Raw genomic sequence first — 15,057 nt, 5'->3', positions numbered from 1 at the left:
GCCTCACTTAATTGATTAAGTTTTTATGCCTTGGCGTAGGCATTCATGCCACACTCATAAATCTAATACCTGCTAAGCTTTATTCTTTAATTTGGGTTTTACGAACTACTTGTATTGATTGAAAAATAACTTATGAAAGAAGTGTATGGATACTTTTGTCTGTTTAAAATCTGAAAGCTAAATTAAATTTATTATCGCGCAATTTTATACAAGAGAGAATTGTGTCGGTTCTCTATGCTCATTCTAGCTATCTATTGGAATGATTTATGGAACTGTTTGTTATTATTGCATTCACGCATTTTATTGCCTTACTTTCTCCCGGACCTGATTTTTTTCTTATTTTAACTACACTATTACGTCATGGTCGATCTGCGGCTCGCTTTGTCTGTGTGGGAATCGCATTGGGAAATGCATGTGTTTTACTGGTGATTTATGCCTGTTTGTTTTTTCTTGGAAAAATTGATGAAAATATTTTGCTCTATGTTCGTTATATTGGTGCCGTGTATTTAATATATTTGGCAGCACTGTGCTTTTATTATGCAAAAAATGAAGTGATTACTACTCATGGAAAAACGGATACTGTACCGACTTTATCAAGTACAGTGGGTTATTTGAGTCAAGGCTTACGCTCAAGTGTGCTAAATCCTAAAAATATTCTATTTTATAGCAGTTTAGTCTTATTAGTGTATGTTGATTTTGGGGTTTTTCAGCATATTTTAATGGTGTTATGGATGGTTGCTGTGGTCTTGGTTTGGAATATTTTACTGGTTAAATTGTTAAGTTATAAAGTTTGGATGGACTGGCTTAGCGTAAATTCTAGATGGTTATATTATATTTCAGGGGGCTGTTTTATCTTATTTTCCCTGATGTTATTTTTAACGGATGAGTTTAATTAAATAATCTTTATTTCAGCTTGGATTTGGATAGAAAAATTTAAATTAAAGTGAAGCCAAAGCCACCTGCCGGTGGCTTTGGCATTCAAATTTAAAGTATCGCTTTTAGGCGTTTAACCACTTCTTCACACTGAGTAATGTCCGCGACCAATGCTAAACGAACATGATTTTCACCCGGATTACCTTGTTCAGTATCACGAGATAAATAACGCCCCGGAAGCACTTTAATGTGTGCTTTTTCCATCAGTATTTTGGCAAAAGCTTCGTCGTTGTCTACTTTAAGCCAATAATAAAAACCTGCATCAGGTTTTTTAAGTGGCAATAAATGACCCAGTTCTTTTTGAAAAAGTTCAAATTTTGCACGGTATTGTTTACGGTTTTCTTCAACGTGAGCTTCATCATCCCAAGCGGCAATCGATGCAAGTTGATGTTGAACAGGCATTGCTGCACCGTGATATGTACGATATTGTAAATACGGCTTGAGTAATGCTGCATCACCCGCAACAAAACCCGAACGCATACCGGGTAAGTTTGAACGTTTAGACAGTGAATGGAACACGACACAGTTTTTATAGTCATCACGTCCAATCTCAGCACACACTTCAAGTAAGCCAACGGGTGCTTCATCAAACCAAAGTTCTGAATAACATTCATCCGATGCAATAACAAAATTATATTGGTCTGAAAGTGCAATTAACTTTTTAAACTGCTCTTTAGATAAGACCGCACCTGTTGGATTACCCGGAGTGCAGACAAACAACAATGCTGTTTTTTCCCAGACTTCAGCAGGTACAGCATCAAAGTCACCTAGATAATTGTTTTCTTCGGTGCAATTAATGAAGTAGGGTTTTGCGCCCGAAAGTAAAGTCGCGCCTTCATAAATTTGATAGAAAGGATTCGGCATCACCACATAAGGTGCATCTTCACGATTCACTAAAGCTTGGACAAAAGAAAAGATCGCTTCACGTGTTCCTGATACAGGAAGAACATTGGTTTCAGGGCTAATGCTATTGAGCTTAAAGCGTCGAGTGAGCCAATCCGCAATACTTTGGCGCAGTTCTGGTAAACCTTTACTGTTTGGGTAAGTCGATAAATGCTTAAAGTTGTCAATGATTGCTTGTTTTACAAACTCTGGTGCAGGATGTTTTGGTTCACCAATCGACAATGGAATGAGTGGTAAATCTGCAGGTTGAATATCCTGAAAAAGTTTATTTAATTTTTCAAAAGGATACGGATGCAATAATGACAAACTTGAGTTCATGAAATCGATACCGCTTAATTTAAGTTAATGTTGACCAGAGACTTGATTCGAGACTTCATCGAGTGCCAATTTTAATTGATTAGCAAAAGTTTTGGCTTCTGAATCGGACATTGGAATGCCATCTTTTTTGGTGACAAAGAAAATATCTTCTGCGCGCTCACCAAGTGTTGCAATTCTAGCAGAGTGAATATCTAAACCTTGCATCATAAATAAACCGCCTACTTTGGCAAGTAAGCCGGGATGGTCAAGTGTTGAAATTTCAACCATATTTTGTTGTAGCGCGGCATTGAGAGTGATGTCGACGGTATTTTTAATATCGAAATGACGTAATTGGCGTGGAATACGACGTTGCATTAAGTCGGGATATTTATCCGATTGGCTGAGTGCTTTGACCAAGGCATCAATCACAGTTTCTTCACGTTCAGGGTCGGTCAGTAATGTGCCAAAACGGTCAAGGACGACATAGGTATCTAAGCTAAAGGCAGTGCTTGCGGTAATAATTCGAGCATCTTGAACATCAAGATTCATCCGATCAAACACAGCCACGGTGGTGGCAAATAAATTCGGTTGATCTTGCGTGTAAATAAAGATCTGTACGGCATCTTGAGCCGACTTACGATGCGCACGCATTAAAACTAAAGGTTCAGGGTTGTTGCCATGTTGCAAGATTGCACGGGTATGCCATGCAATTTCATCTGCTGATTCTTTAACAAAGTATTCATCGCCCAATTCTTGCCAGACTTTTTCGACATCAGCCAATGAGAAGTCATTGACTAATAATTCGCTGGCTGCAAATTTAGTGTCCTCTATCAGCATTTGGTAATCAACTGGATGACCAAGTCCTGTACGAATCACATCACGGGCATGCGTATAAAGTTGACGCATAAGCGATGCGCGCCATGTATTCCAAAGTTTTGGATTAGTGGCATTAATATCAGCAACAGTCAGTGTATAGAGGTAATCCAGATGTTCCATGTCACCGAGCTTTTCAGCAAAATCTTGTACTACGTCTGGATCGGAAATATCTTTTTTCTGTGCGGTCATCGACATGAGCAAATGATTTTGAATCAGCCATGCAACTAGTTTACATTCACGTTCAGTAAAGCCGTGGGTACGACAGAAGTTAATTGCATCTTCTGCACCGAGTTCACTGTGGTCACCACCACGACCTTTTGCAATGTCGTGAAATAAAGCGGCTAAATAGACAATGTCACGACGCGCTAGACGTTGGAATACCGAACTCACCACAGGAAAATCTTTGGTAAATTCAGGGTCTTTAAAGCGATTTAAATTACGCAGCAATAACAGGGTATGTGCATCTACCGTATAAATATGGAATAAGTCATATTGCATGAGCCCCATAATTTGTCCGAATGCAGGAATATAGTTGCCTAAAACACTATAGCGTTTCATCGCAACCAAGGTGTCATAAAGGCGGTGCGGTGAACGAATAATCGCCATAAATAAGGCCTGATGTTCAGAATTATCTCTATAATCTTGATCAATCCGTTTGGCGGCAAGTATGAGCAGGCGTAAAGTACGTGCGCGAATCCCTTCAATGTCTGGGCGATTCGCCAATAAATAGAACAGTTCTAAAATTGCGCTTGGATGTTCCGAAAAAATTTTGTGATGTTGTGCGGCAAGTTTGCCATCTACCAATTTGAAGTGTTCGTTAATGTCTTCAATTTTGCGTTCGTAGTTGGGTAAGCGCGGTGTAATGACCGATTCATTAAAATAGGCCAGTAGCATTTCATTGAGGGTCGAAACTTGCTGTGCGCTACGATAATAGCGCTTCATAAATTGTTCGATTGGATAGTTGGGTGATTTACCTTCTTCACGAGTGTAGCCAAACAGAGCTGCTATATCACGTTGATAATCGAATAATAAACGGTTTTCATCACGTTTGGTTAAGCGGTGTAAATAATGACGAATTTCCCAAAGAAAACTTTCAGCTTCCTCTAAAACACCTAGCTCAAACTCAGAAATAAAACCTAAATGTACCAGATCATAAATACGATTCACCCGAAAATGGCGCTTTGCAATCCAGCCAATTTGGTTGATGTCACGGATGCCACCCGGTGCATTTTTAATATCGGGTTCTAAATTACTTTCAGTATTGTTGTGCTGCGCATAACGTCTGGCTTGCTCATCCATTTTAGCATCGAAAAAGGTTTTATCTGTCCATGTTTGTGACACGATACGACGTGGCCATCTGGCTAAATGTTGATTACCAATAATTAAACGCGATTCAATCAGCGCGGTGGCAACGGTTAAATCACTGGTGGCTTGTTCCACACAATGTGAAATGGTACGTACGCTAATGCCAGGTTTGAAATTACCCACGTCCCAAAGTGATGAAATAAAAGTTGAAATCAATTGTTCTTGATCTGGGGTGATGTCATCTTCCGATAAAATCATGATGTCGACATCTGAATAGGGCAACATTTCCCGACGACCATAACCACCCACTGCAAATAAACCGAGATCCGTTTGATCAAGTTCAGCATGTTTCCATAGAAACTGTAGTGCTTCATCAATTAAATTGGATCGACCCAAAACGACTTCACGAATCGACTGTCCATTTTCAAAACCATCTTGAAGCTGCTTTTCAACATCTGTGCGCCATTGATTAATTGCTTGAATGTCATGGTTACTTTTAACGTAATTCAATAGCGGAGAGGTATTGATCATGAACAGTGGTCCGTAAATAAGGTTACATTTTAGTTTTGTTGAACAGTGACTTGAGTTGCGGTGTGTAGTGCGAGTTCACGTGCTTGATCGGTTGTTTCAGCACGTGCAGTTGCAACACCCATGCGACGACGTTTAAAACCTTCGGGTTTACCAAACAGGCGTAAATCGGTGTTTGGATTTACTAAAGCAAGATCTAAGCCAGAAAATGAAAGATCGTGATCATCCACACCTGCGTAAATCACAGCACTTGCCGCCACACTATGACGTGTTGTATTTACAGGTAAGCCTAAAATAGCACGTGCATGCAATTCAAATTCATTTTGAAATTGTGAAGCAAGAGTCACAAGCCCTGTGTCATGCGGGCGTGGTGATACTTCACTAAACCATACTTTATCGCCTTTGACAAATAGCTCAACCCCAAAAATACCGCAGCCGCCTAAGGCGATTGTGACTTTATTGGCAATGCGTTTTGATTCTTCTAATGCCGTTGGAGTCATGGCTTGAGGCTGCCAACTTTCGACATAGTCACCTGAGTCTTGACGGTGTCCGATTGGATCGCAGTATTGGGTTTCAATTTCACCTGTTTCAGCATTTTTAGCACGAACTGTTAGTAAGGTGATTTCAAAATCAAAATCAATTTGCGATTCGACAATGACGGTACCTTGATTTACGCGACCACCTGTTTGCGCATATTCCCAAGCGGCATCAACCTCGTCAAAACTTTTAACGCGTGATTGACCTTTACCTGAAGAAGACATCACAGGTTTTACAAAGTTTGGATAGCCAATATCATCACTAGCTGCACGGAAAGACTCCAATGTATCAGCGAAGCGGTAAGCAGATGTAGGTAAACCTAATTCTTCAGCAGCAAGGCGGCGAATGCCTTCACGGTTCATGGTCAAGTTAACTGCTTTTGCAGAAGGAATAACAGTGGCAATATTTTGTTGTTCGATGTCGACTAAAACTTGTGTCGCAATGGCTTCAATTTCAGGAATAATTAAATGCGGTTTTACTTGTTGAATCAGTTGTTTGAGTTCTTCGGCATCTGCCATATTTAAAGTATAAGAATAATGTGCAACTTGCATGGCAGGAGCATGATCATAACGGTCAGCAGCATGGACTTCTACACCTAGACGTTGTAAAGAAATCACCACTTCTTTACCTAATTCTCCCGAACCTAACAATAAAACTTTAAAAGCAGAAGATTGAAGGGGGGTCCCAATGGTCACGCTCATATAAATCGTCCTTGCTAAAGTGGGCTTTTAGCATAGCAGAACTGTTCTCGCTGTTAAGGGCTGATTCATATAAAATAATGATATTGTCTAACAATTTTATTGATAAATTTTATTAAAATATCCCTAAATCCCTCTTTGTAAAAGAGGAACTTGTATAAAGGATTTAAAATGAAACGGGCAGGTAGGTATAAACCAAACCATAGACCACAGCGGCGGTAAGTGTTGCAGTGACAATTTGCTTAAATTTTAAATACAGTCCTGCTAAAGTGATAAAACCGACTAGCATGGCAACGCTTTTATTGGGTGTTTCCATCAGGGGTGGCAACGTTGCAACTACGAGCATTGAACTAATTGCGGCAATGCCAATACTGCCTAATGCAATTTTAATCCAAACTGAACCGCGTTTTGGGGAGTTCTGTTGATGTTTTTGCATGACATAAAATGGACCAAAACGAGAGATGAAATTCGCAATCCCGACAATAATGCCGATCAAAATGATTTCAAGATTCATGTGGTGCTCCAAACTCATCATCATGTTGTTTTAAAATATAGTGTTTAAATAAGCCCGCCAAAATACCCGATAAAATCCCAATAAAAATAGCAGCGGATAAATTAATAAAATAACAGGTGATGGCTGAAACCATTAAACACACAGCAACAATAAAAGTATGTTTCTTTTCAAATGCGGCAAGCAGGAAACTTAAGAATAGTGCAGGTAATAAGAAGTCTAAAGCTGCTTGTAAAAACTGTGGTAAAGAACTGACTTGGTCGGCAAATAAGCCACCCAAAAAAGAGCCTAAAGCCCAAGACATCCAACTAAATAAACTTAAACCCAGCATCCAAGATTCAGACCATTCTTGACGACGCTGCGATAGTTTAATCATACCCGAGGCAAAAACTTCGTCAGTCAGTCCCCATGACCAAATAGCCGTTTTTTTTAAGTTTAATTTATCTTGAATTAAATTTTGTAAGGCAGGGCCATAAAGCACATGGCGGATATCTAAAGCAATGACTGTCAATGCTGTCATCCAAATAGATGTACCGCTACCGAGTAAAGCCACCACTAAAAATTGACTGGCTCCGGCATACATCGAACAAGATAAAAATAGTGCTTCCCAAGAGCTAAAGCCAAATTGTGTTGCTGAAACACCGAACGCAAAAGAAACGGGAAGATAAGTAAAAATAATGGCTTGACTATCTTTAGCGCCTTGCCAAAAGCCAGCAGGTTGTACTGGAGGGATTTTGTGCTCAGACACGATACACCTAAAGAGTTAAACAATGGGGTAAATGGTGATTGAGTATTCTACTCGAATTCACTAGCATAGTACCGAAATGTTTGTATAGGCAGCTGATATGTTTGCGTTCAAATCACGTGTAATAGTGATGGTTTCTGTACTGTGCAGTACTTTTGCATTGCAAGCTTGTGGTCATTCTTCAGAACAACCTAAGCAGAAAGTCGAAATTAAGTCTGCACCTAAACTCACCAATGATGCGACCAGTTATGCACAACACGCTTGGGACTTTATTAATCAAGTGGATGGTTTGGTTTATGCGCAAAAACTGGATCTGTTAGAAGATCAAGTCCGTAAACCTGCCCGTAAGTTGAGTACCGATTGGCGCATTAATGTCAAAATGACGGATTCTGTGACTGAAGGTAAATATGCGTTATGCCGTAAAGCATTAACCAGTTTAGAAATTTGGGCGCGTGAAAGTATTGATCAAACAAATTCGGTGGCACAAAAACAAGCCGATTATGAGCGTGATAAAGCACAATGTAGAGGTGCAATAGATCACCCTGAACTTGGAAACACGGACCCTAAAAAGAAAGGGGTTTGATGAAGATAGAACGAGGCAATGGCCTCGTTTTTTTGATCTGAATTTTTTGAGGGAAATATTTTTATTTATAGTTTTAAACAATGAATAATAGGGTGGGGTGATAACTCAATAAATATATTAAATTATCATAAAACGATATTTAATGTATAATAATAAGTATTAAATCATTATTTTTTTGAAATTATTAAATTGATAGGGTGGGTAATATGTTTAATAAAGTGTTTTTTTCAATAAATATAATGATTCTTCTGAGTGCATGTAGTAGCGTTCAAACTACAGCTACGACAGGAAAAGCACAGATGATTCCTGCCGCATCTTTAAATGTCGAACAAGATATAGCGCCTTGTAGTAATGGTTTTGATGAGGTGAATGTATGTCAGTTGTTATCTTAAAGTAGAAAAGGTCTACACTTTTGTTCTGCATTTAATGTGGTGACAGATATGTGAAAAGCTGATTCATATTGGGTATAAGTCTTTTCAGCAAAAAAGTTCAATCGTTGATTATGCCGCTTTAAGCCATAATGTTGACGAGAAGGCTTTTTTTGTCTATGCCAAATAGACAGCTTAAATAAGAGCAAAGTTTAATTAGATGATGTGCTGTTGAAAAAAAGAACAAACTATTGGGGGTTAATTTTAAATAAAATGAATAACTTGGATAAAGAATGGAGATTTTGTATATAATTAGTAATGAAAATAATTATCATTTATATTAGTATTCGGTAAATTTTACCATGCCTCCAGCTTATGCCATCTTTTTTTGATCATCCACATTTAGCTTTTAAACACGCACATTCAGATCGAATTCTAAAGTTGAGTCTACTGAGCTTAATGATAGCGTGTGCTCATTCCACTTTTTCCGGTGAACATTTTGATTCGGCAGAAGCCAATAAAACAACAGCTGTTCTTCCGACCATTGCCATTGAAGCGATGAGTGCACAAGATCCTGTAAAAACCTATGTCGACTACAAACAAGCCAGTGTGACGCGTAATGGTTTGGATAAAAAAGATATTCCACAAACCATTGATACGATAGATGTACAAAAATATAAAATCTATGGATCGAATGATTTAAGCGTCATGCTTCAAGGAACACCGGGTGTTGATACGTCCTATGATATGCGTGGCGACGGAATTAAGCTCCGTGGTTTTCAGGCAGACATGAGTGATATTTACCGTGATGGTGTGCGTGAAAGTGGGCAAGTACGACGTAGCACAGCCAATATTGAACGTATTGAAATATTAAAAGGTCCTGCTTCTGTACTGTATGGGCGAAGTGCAGGAGGAGGCGTGATCAATATGGTCAGTAAATATGCCAATTTTGACTCGAAAAGCAGTGTTGGAATTTATACCGGCTCATTTAATCATCTGGGAACGACTTTAGATGTAAATCAGGTTATTTCTGATCAATGGGCTGCGCGTTTAACTACCGATGTTTATAAAACGGATAGTTTCCGTAAAGGCATTAGCAGTGATGAACTGATGTTGTCACCCAGTGTGAGCTTTAATAATCAAAAGGGTTTGCTCTGGACAGGGCAATATACTTATGACCGCTTACATCGTGTTCCGGATCGCGGCCCTAATTTTGCTGAATTACCAGTGGGAACTTCACGTGACATGGGTTTTGCTCAGGACGGTGATTATGTAAATGATGTTTCCCAGACTCTACGTTCCGATTTGAGTTACACCTTTGCACCAGACTGGACGTTACACTGGGCTACTAGTTATAGACAAGCTGATCAAGATTTTGACCATTTTTATTCAGGTAAAATGTGTACCGCAGATAAGCCAGTCACCGCAACAAATAAAGGTTGCTACAAAGGATATATTGATCAAATTTATTATTGGCAACAGACCAGCAATAAAACCACATCAACAACATTTGATGTAAAAGGTAAATTTAATACAGGATCATTTCAACATCAAGTGTTGCTTGGCATAGATGCATCTTATGAGCAACGGGAACCAAAACTATCCAATAAAAATAGCGATGGCAGTTTAATTTATGGATTTGTTAATCCGCTAACGGGAGATCGTTTTAGCAATCGGGCAGACAATCCGTTAATTACTCAGCATAATTATAATCAAGGGACAAGTTATGGGGTGTTTGCACAGGATTTAATCACCATTATTCCAGAAGTTAAATTGATGCTAGGGCTGCGTTATGATCATTATAAAAATTCAACCAGCAATAAATTAAAGTCTGAAACTGATCGTGATTATAAGCGTACTGTGAGTGATCAATCTGTCAGTCCAAATGTTGGAGTTGTTTGGCAACCTGTTGAATCACAAAGTGTATATGCATCTTATAGTAAAAGTTTTGCACCATTTGGTGGTCAAATGGGGGTGAGCGTTATCAGCGCTTCACAGAATTTAAATACCTTCGATGCTGAACCGCAATACAGTGACCAATATGAAATTGGGCTTAAAAGTGATTGGATGGATGAACGCTTAACGACGCAGTTTTCGATCTATGATATTCGTAAACATAATATTCGTTATCGTCCAGATGTGGATAAAGAACCCGATGTTTGGGCTGTCGGTGGTGAGCATCAGTCACGCGGTGCAGAGTTTAGCTTTATTGGTCGCGTATTGGACAATGTCTACGTCCGTGGTGGTTATGGTTTCTTGGATGCGACTGTTAAACAAAATAAAGAAAAACCTGAGCTGGTGGGCAATCGTTTAAAAGAAACAGCCAAGCAAACAGGAAATCTTTTTGTCCGTTATTTACCTACAGAGCAATGGTATGCTGAAATTGGCGTGACCAAGGTTGGCGATTCATGGAGTGATGTAGAAAATACCAAGAAACTAAAAGGTTTTAACCGAGCAGATGCTGCCATTGGTTATAGCGCAAATCCTTGGAATGTCACTTTAGCCTTAACCAATTTAACCGATAAAGAATACTGGCGTTCAAGTTCAATGCCGGGTACTCCACGAAGTGCTTTACTGCGTGTGAATTATGAGTTTTAAGCTACAATGTTAAAGCATGTTTAAATCAGCATCCGGCCATCTTACTAATTAAGGTGGCTTTTTATGTTTGGTTAAAAGGCATATTTAATGTGTATTTTATTCAGCAACAACATGGGCAATACGATGCAATTCTGCAAGGTTTAAGATTTCAATTTTCCGAAAAGAGAGACGTAAAATATTTTTCTTTTCCAAAGTCTGTAACTCCTGATTTACCGTTTGTCTAGAGCACGTCAGCATCTGCGCCAATTGTTCCTGAGATAAATGAATGGTGTTTTTTTCAATCATGAGATGGCTACCATAACCATTTAAAATAAACATCAGGCGTTGGGCTAAACGCTGCTTTAACGTTTGAGTTTGAATTGAAATTAGTTCTAAGAAAGCAAAACGCAATTTTTGACTGGTTAATTGCGCAATGTGATACCAGAAAATGGGCTGTTCTTTGAGTAGTTTTTGAATTGCGCCACTTGGAATATGCAAAATTAAACTTTTTTGAATGGCGATGGCATTGTGCGAGCGAGGCTGGGAGTCGACTAAAGATATTTCACCAAACCACATAATCGGTTCCACAATTGCAGCCACCGACTCTTTACCTTCAATATCAATATAGCCTAAGCGGACAGAGCCATCTAAAACAGCATAAAGACCATTAAAAGCATCGCCCGAATGGAAAATGGCTTGTTCTTTGTCAAAATTTTGTTGAACAGCATGGCTCAAAATAAATGCTTTGAATATAGGTGGTAGTTGAGAAAACCACGCATTATTTTCTAAATGATCAATATCCTTTGCTTTAAACACATAAATTCCTTTTTGCTGTGAGTTGTCATTTAGCCGACAACTTGATCTTTCATATTTTTATATAGTGGAAGCATAGTGTAACAAGGAAGAATCACATGACCAAATTAGAACAGTTACTTAGTCAGTATGCAGCATATCACTTAGACCACAAAAATATTTTGACCCATTTTATTGGTATTCCTTTAATTGTATTTGCAATTTTATGTTTAACCGAAAGAGCAGGGTTTGTACTATCAGGTATGGAGTTAACACTGGCTTTAGGGCTTATTGTGGTAACCACTATTTACTATTTTAGTTTAGACCGTATTTTCGCCTTTATCATGTTGATTGTTTTGTTTGCTGCGTATCCTTTGGCTTTAAAAATTGCTCATCTTGAATTGATGGCTTGGTTAAGCTTAAGTGTTGGGATTTTTGTCGTGGGCTGGTTATTTCAGTTTGTGGGACATTTCTATGAAAAGAAAAAACCTGCCTTTATGGATGATATTATTGGTTTAGCTATCGGCCCATTATTTGTTTTGGCAGAGATGGTGTTCATGCTAGGTTTTCGTAAGGAGCTAGAACAACGTATGTTAGATCATGCCCATGTACTACGTGCTGAAATGGATAGCAAACCCATTTCCATCACACCGAATTAATTAAATAGCCATAAAAAAGCCCCGATTTAAATCGGGGCTTTTTTATATTAGGTACTACTTATACATTAAAACGGAAGTGTAAAACGTCGCCGTCTTGAACTACGTAAGTTTTACCTTCTAAACGCCATTTGCCTGCTTCTTTCGCGCCAGCTTCGCCGTTGTATTGTATGAAATCATCATAGGCTACACATTCAGCACGAATAAAGCCTTTTTCAAAGTCAGTGTGAATTACACCTGCCGCTTGAGGTGCAGTAGCACCGATTTTAACTGTCCAAGCGCGAACTTCTTGTACACCCGCAGTGAAATAAGTTTGTAAGCCAAGGAGCGAATAACCTGCACGAATCACCACGTTCAAACCCGGTTCTTCCATGCCCATTGCTTCGAGGAACTCCGCGCGGTCTTCATCTTCAAGTAAAGAAATTTCGGCTTCAATCTGGTTACAAAGTGGAACCACAATAGCATTTTCTTCAGCCGCTAATTTTTTAACAGCATCTAAGTGTGGGTTGTTTTCAAAACCATCTTCAGCAACGTTAGCAATGTACATGGTTGGTTTTAAAGTCATTAAACCAAAACCGCGAACCAACTTACGTTCGTCATCATCAAGGTCAGCTGCACGTGCTGGTTTACCTTCGTCAAGTAAAGGTTGGATTTTTTCCAAAATCGCTTTGACTGCAATCGCTTCTTTGTCACCACTTTTTGCAGATTTTGATAAACGAGTGATGGCTTTGGCAACCGCTTCAAGGTCAGCAAGTGCAAGTTCAGTATTGATGGTGGCAATGTCATCTAGCGGGTCAATTTTACCATTCACATGAATCACGTTTTCATCTTCAAAACAACGCACAACGTGAGCAATAGCATCTGTTTCACGGATATTGGCAAGGAATTGGTTACCCAAGCCTTCACCTTTAGACGCGCCTGCAACTAAACCGGCAATATCAACAAATTCCATAGATGTTGGAATAACACGTTGTGGTTTTACAATCGCAGTCAATTTGTCTAAACGTGGATCAGGTACAGGAACAATCCCTGTATTGGGTTCGATGGTACAGAACGGGAAGTTTTCTGCAGCAATGGCAGCTTTAGTCAATGCATTGAAAAGTGTAGATTTACCCACGTTCGGCAAGCCGACAATACCGCAATTAAAACCCATGAAATGACTCACAACGTATGATTTAAAAATTGTGGCTGATTTTACATGAAAGCCATGACAAAGTCAGGTCATGGCTTTCATGTTTATTGAAAACAACTGAAATGCAATTGGGCTTAAACTTTGCGTTTATCTAGTTGGTCGGCAAGCTTGCATGCAATTATTTGTAGCAATATCACTCAAATAATTAAAGTCACAATCACCGCTCATGTAATTTGTATTAAGTCATTGGATTGAATAAATCCTTACTTTTGTAAGGCTTATGAAAAATGATGTTTAAGATATAAAGTGTGAGGTTTTGAATCAATCTGACGATATTAAATATTTAAAAATCAAAATAATTTGATTTTATTGATGCTCTTATTTGCACTTTAATAGATTGTTTTATTTGCTTTGATGATCATGCAGACAAAAATAATTAAAGTAGTATAGAGTTCTATGTGTTTATTTTTGAATAAAAAGTACATTGTATTTCTTGGGTAGGGTGACTAAAGTATTCGACTAATGTTGATGGTTGTATTTACGACCAGAACTAAAAATAAATGCGGAGAATTTATGCGAACTTTATACCAGTTTCCTTTATCTCATTTTTGTGAGAAAGCTCGCTGGTTGCTCGATCATAAAGAGTTAGACTATGTTGCACATAATTTAATCCCTGGTGTGCATCGTGCTTTTGTACAATTAAAAACAGGGCAAAATCGGTTACCTATTTTACGTGACCAAGATCGTTGGATTGCGGACTCGACCAAAATTGCATTGTATTTAGATCAGATTTATCCAGAACATTCTTTGCTACGTTCTGATTTACAGCAGCGTGATTTAGCGCTAGAGATTAATGAGCAAGCGACAGAGCTTGGCATGCATGTGCGACGTTGGGGGTTAGCGCACACTTTAACTGAAAGTGCAGAATCGCTTGATATTATGATTGGTGAAAAAGGCTATTTACGTCAATTTGAAAAATATTCAAAACCCATTATGAAAGCAATACTTTCAAAAGGTTATCAACTTAATTCGGATAAAGTGGCTGAGTCAAAACAACGTATGGATGTTTTGGTTGATGTTTTAAATCAGCGTCTAATTGAAAATCATGGACGTTATTTTGTTGGTGAACGCCTGGGTTTGGCAGATATTGCAGTGTGTTCAATGTTGGCGCCAATTTTAGAAATTACGGGTACGCCATGGGAAAAAGAACATGGTGAAAATTTGTCAGATGAATTTCTACAATATAAGACCTTTTTGACTAATTTACCTTTAGGGCAATATGTATTACGTATTTATCAAACTGAGCGTAATGCTCGTGTTGACTGGCGTGGCGTTTAACATTGCAAGATAAAATACGTACATTGGTACGTATTTTATTAATAAGTATAAGTAAAACTTACAATGCTAATGTGTGAAAAATTATCTTAATAATCTATAAAAATATGAAATATTAAAAACATTAAACTCCAATAGGTTAGAAATATTTTTACTGAGGAAATAAAAGGTGAAAAATAATTTCAAAAATCCTTTATTTTTTCTAATTTCAAGTAAATAATTACAAATAGATATCAATCACCTTAATTTCTCATATGTAATCGAGATATTGAGTTTAAGCG

At 38.4% G+C, this 15,057-nt stretch carries 13 protein-coding genes; 6 read left to right on the top strand and 7 right to left on the bottom strand.

Annotated elements, in window-relative coordinates; genetic code table 11:
- Positions 1–266: 266 nt before the first annotated feature.
- On the top strand, positions 267–896 hold the full coding sequence (locus B9T25_RS00370; protein ID WP_086186542.1) for a LysE family translocator: 630 nt from the start codon (positions 267–269) through the stop codon (positions 894–896).
- 88 nt (positions 897–984) lie between these two features.
- Here B9T25_RS00370 and dapC read toward each other — a convergent pair whose 3' ends face one another.
- The 5 genes from dapC to B9T25_RS00345 form a co-directional block, all read right to left on the bottom strand.
- Positions 985–2,154 carry a succinyldiaminopimelate transaminase gene (gene dapC, locus B9T25_RS00365; RefSeq protein ID WP_086186541.1) on the bottom strand — a complete coding sequence of 390 codons (1,170 nt, stop codon included), beginning with the start codon at positions 2,152–2,154 and terminating at the stop codon, positions 985–987.
- A 24-nt stretch (positions 2,155–2,178) separates the two neighbouring features.
- Positions 2,179–4,845 carry a [protein-PII] uridylyltransferase gene (gene glnD / locus B9T25_RS00360; RefSeq protein ID WP_086186540.1) on the bottom strand — a complete coding sequence of 889 codons (2,667 nt, stop codon included), beginning with the start codon at positions 4,843–4,845 and terminating at the stop codon, positions 2,179–2,181.
- A 29-nt stretch (positions 4,846–4,874) separates the two neighbouring features.
- On the bottom strand, positions 4,875–6,080 hold the full coding sequence (gene purT / locus B9T25_RS00355) for a formate-dependent phosphoribosylglycinamide formyltransferase (protein WP_086186539.1): 1,206 nt from the start codon (positions 6,078–6,080) through the stop codon (positions 4,875–4,877).
- Positions 6,081–6,243: 163 nt separating this feature from the next.
- On the bottom strand, positions 6,244–6,591 hold the full coding sequence (gene ygaH / locus B9T25_RS00350; RefSeq protein WP_086186538.1) for an L-valine transporter subunit YgaH: 348 nt from the start codon (positions 6,589–6,591) through the stop codon (positions 6,244–6,246).
- On the bottom strand, positions 6,581–7,336 hold the full coding sequence (locus tag B9T25_RS00345; protein ID WP_086186537.1) for an AzlC family ABC transporter permease: 756 nt from the start codon (positions 7,334–7,336) through the stop codon (positions 6,581–6,583). The genes ygaH and B9T25_RS00345 overlap by 11 nt, the downstream gene beginning before the upstream one ends.
- A gap of 97 nt (positions 7,337–7,433) precedes the next feature.
- On the opposite strand from B9T25_RS00345, the gene B9T25_RS00340 reads away from it, so the two are divergent.
- From B9T25_RS00340 to B9T25_RS00330, 3 genes are all read left to right on the top strand, one after another.
- Positions 7,434–7,916, top strand: coding sequence for a hypothetical protein (locus B9T25_RS00340; protein ID WP_086186536.1), 483 nt, complete (start codon positions 7,434–7,436; stop codon positions 7,914–7,916).
- Between the two features lie 239 nt (positions 7,917–8,155).
- Positions 8,156–8,308 (top strand): hypothetical protein, encoded by a 153-nt coding sequence (locus B9T25_RS14495; RefSeq protein WP_171262688.1) that lies wholly within the window; start codon positions 8,156–8,158, stop codon positions 8,306–8,308.
- 351 nt (positions 8,309–8,659) lie between these two features.
- Positions 8,660–10,882, top strand: coding sequence for a TonB-dependent receptor (locus tag B9T25_RS00330; RefSeq protein ID WP_086186534.1), 2,223 nt, complete (start codon positions 8,660–8,662; stop codon positions 10,880–10,882).
- Between the two features lie 96 nt (positions 10,883–10,978).
- On the opposite strand, the gene B9T25_RS00325 is transcribed toward B9T25_RS00330, so the two are convergent.
- Complete coding sequence (locus B9T25_RS00325) at positions 10,979–11,677, bottom strand: Crp/Fnr family transcriptional regulator (RefSeq protein WP_086186533.1); 699 nt, start codon at positions 11,675–11,677, stop codon at positions 10,979–10,981.
- A 95-nt stretch (positions 11,678–11,772) separates the two neighbouring features.
- On the opposite strand from B9T25_RS00325, the gene B9T25_RS00320 reads away from it, so the two are divergent.
- Positions 11,773–12,312, top strand: a complete 540-nt coding sequence (locus B9T25_RS00320; RefSeq protein ID WP_086186532.1) for a DUF962 domain-containing protein — start codon at positions 11,773–11,775, stop codon at positions 12,310–12,312.
- Positions 12,313–12,370: 58 nt separating this feature from the next.
- Here the strand turns inward: B9T25_RS00320 and ychF are convergent, their stop codons facing one another.
- Positions 12,371–13,462 carry a redox-regulated ATPase YchF gene (gene ychF, locus B9T25_RS00315; protein ID WP_086186531.1) on the bottom strand — a complete coding sequence of 364 codons (1,092 nt, stop codon included), beginning with the start codon at positions 13,460–13,462 and terminating at the stop codon, positions 12,371–12,373.
- Positions 13,463–14,014: 552 nt separating this feature from the next.
- Here ychF and B9T25_RS00310 point away from each other — a divergent pair.
- Entirely contained in the window at positions 14,015–14,779 is a 765-nt protein-coding gene (locus B9T25_RS00310; RefSeq protein ID WP_086186530.1) for a glutathione S-transferase family protein, read from the top strand.
- The last annotated feature ends 278 nt before the right edge of the window (positions 14,780–15,057 follow it).

It is taken from the genome of Acinetobacter sp. ANC 4470, assembly GCF_002135335.1.
Classification (GTDB): Bacteria; Pseudomonadota; Gammaproteobacteria; order Pseudomonadales; family Moraxellaceae; genus Acinetobacter.
This window is presented reverse-complemented; position numbering and strand designations above follow the sequence as displayed.

Bases quoted from the DNA above. Each gene is read 5' to 3' on its own strand.
- purT (WP_086186539.1), bottom strand. From the start codon at position 6,080: ATGAGCGTGACCATTGGGACCCCCCTTCAATCTTCTGCTTTTAAAGTT.
- B9T25_RS00320 (WP_086186532.1), top strand. From the start codon at position 11,773: ATGACCAAATTAGAACAGTTACTTAGTCAGTATGCAGCATATCACTTA.
- ychF (WP_086186531.1), bottom strand. From the start codon at position 13,462: ATGGGTTTTAATTGCGGTATTGTCGGCTTGCCGAACGTGGGTAAATCT.
- B9T25_RS14495 (WP_171262688.1), top strand. From the start codon at position 8,156: ATGATTCTTCTGAGTGCATGTAGTAGCGTTCAAACTACAGCTACGACA.
- ygaH (WP_086186538.1), bottom strand. From the start codon at position 6,591: ATGAATCTTGAAATCATTTTGATCGGCATTATTGTCGGGATTGCGAAT.
- B9T25_RS00370 (WP_086186542.1), top strand. From the start codon at position 267: ATGGAACTGTTTGTTATTATTGCATTCACGCATTTTATTGCCTTACTT.
- glnD (WP_086186540.1), bottom strand. From the start codon at position 4,845: ATGATCAATACCTCTCCGCTATTGAATTACGTTAAAAGTAACCATGAC.
- dapC (WP_086186541.1), bottom strand. From the start codon at position 2,154: ATGAACTCAAGTTTGTCATTATTGCATCCGTATCCTTTTGAAAAATTA.
- B9T25_RS00310 (WP_086186530.1), top strand. From the start codon at position 14,015: ATGCGAACTTTATACCAGTTTCCTTTATCTCATTTTTGTGAGAAAGCT.
- B9T25_RS00340 (WP_086186536.1), top strand. From the start codon at position 7,434: ATGTTTGCGTTCAAATCACGTGTAATAGTGATGGTTTCTGTACTGTGC.
- B9T25_RS00330 (WP_086186534.1), top strand. From the start codon at position 8,660: ATGCCATCTTTTTTTGATCATCCACATTTAGCTTTTAAACACGCACAT.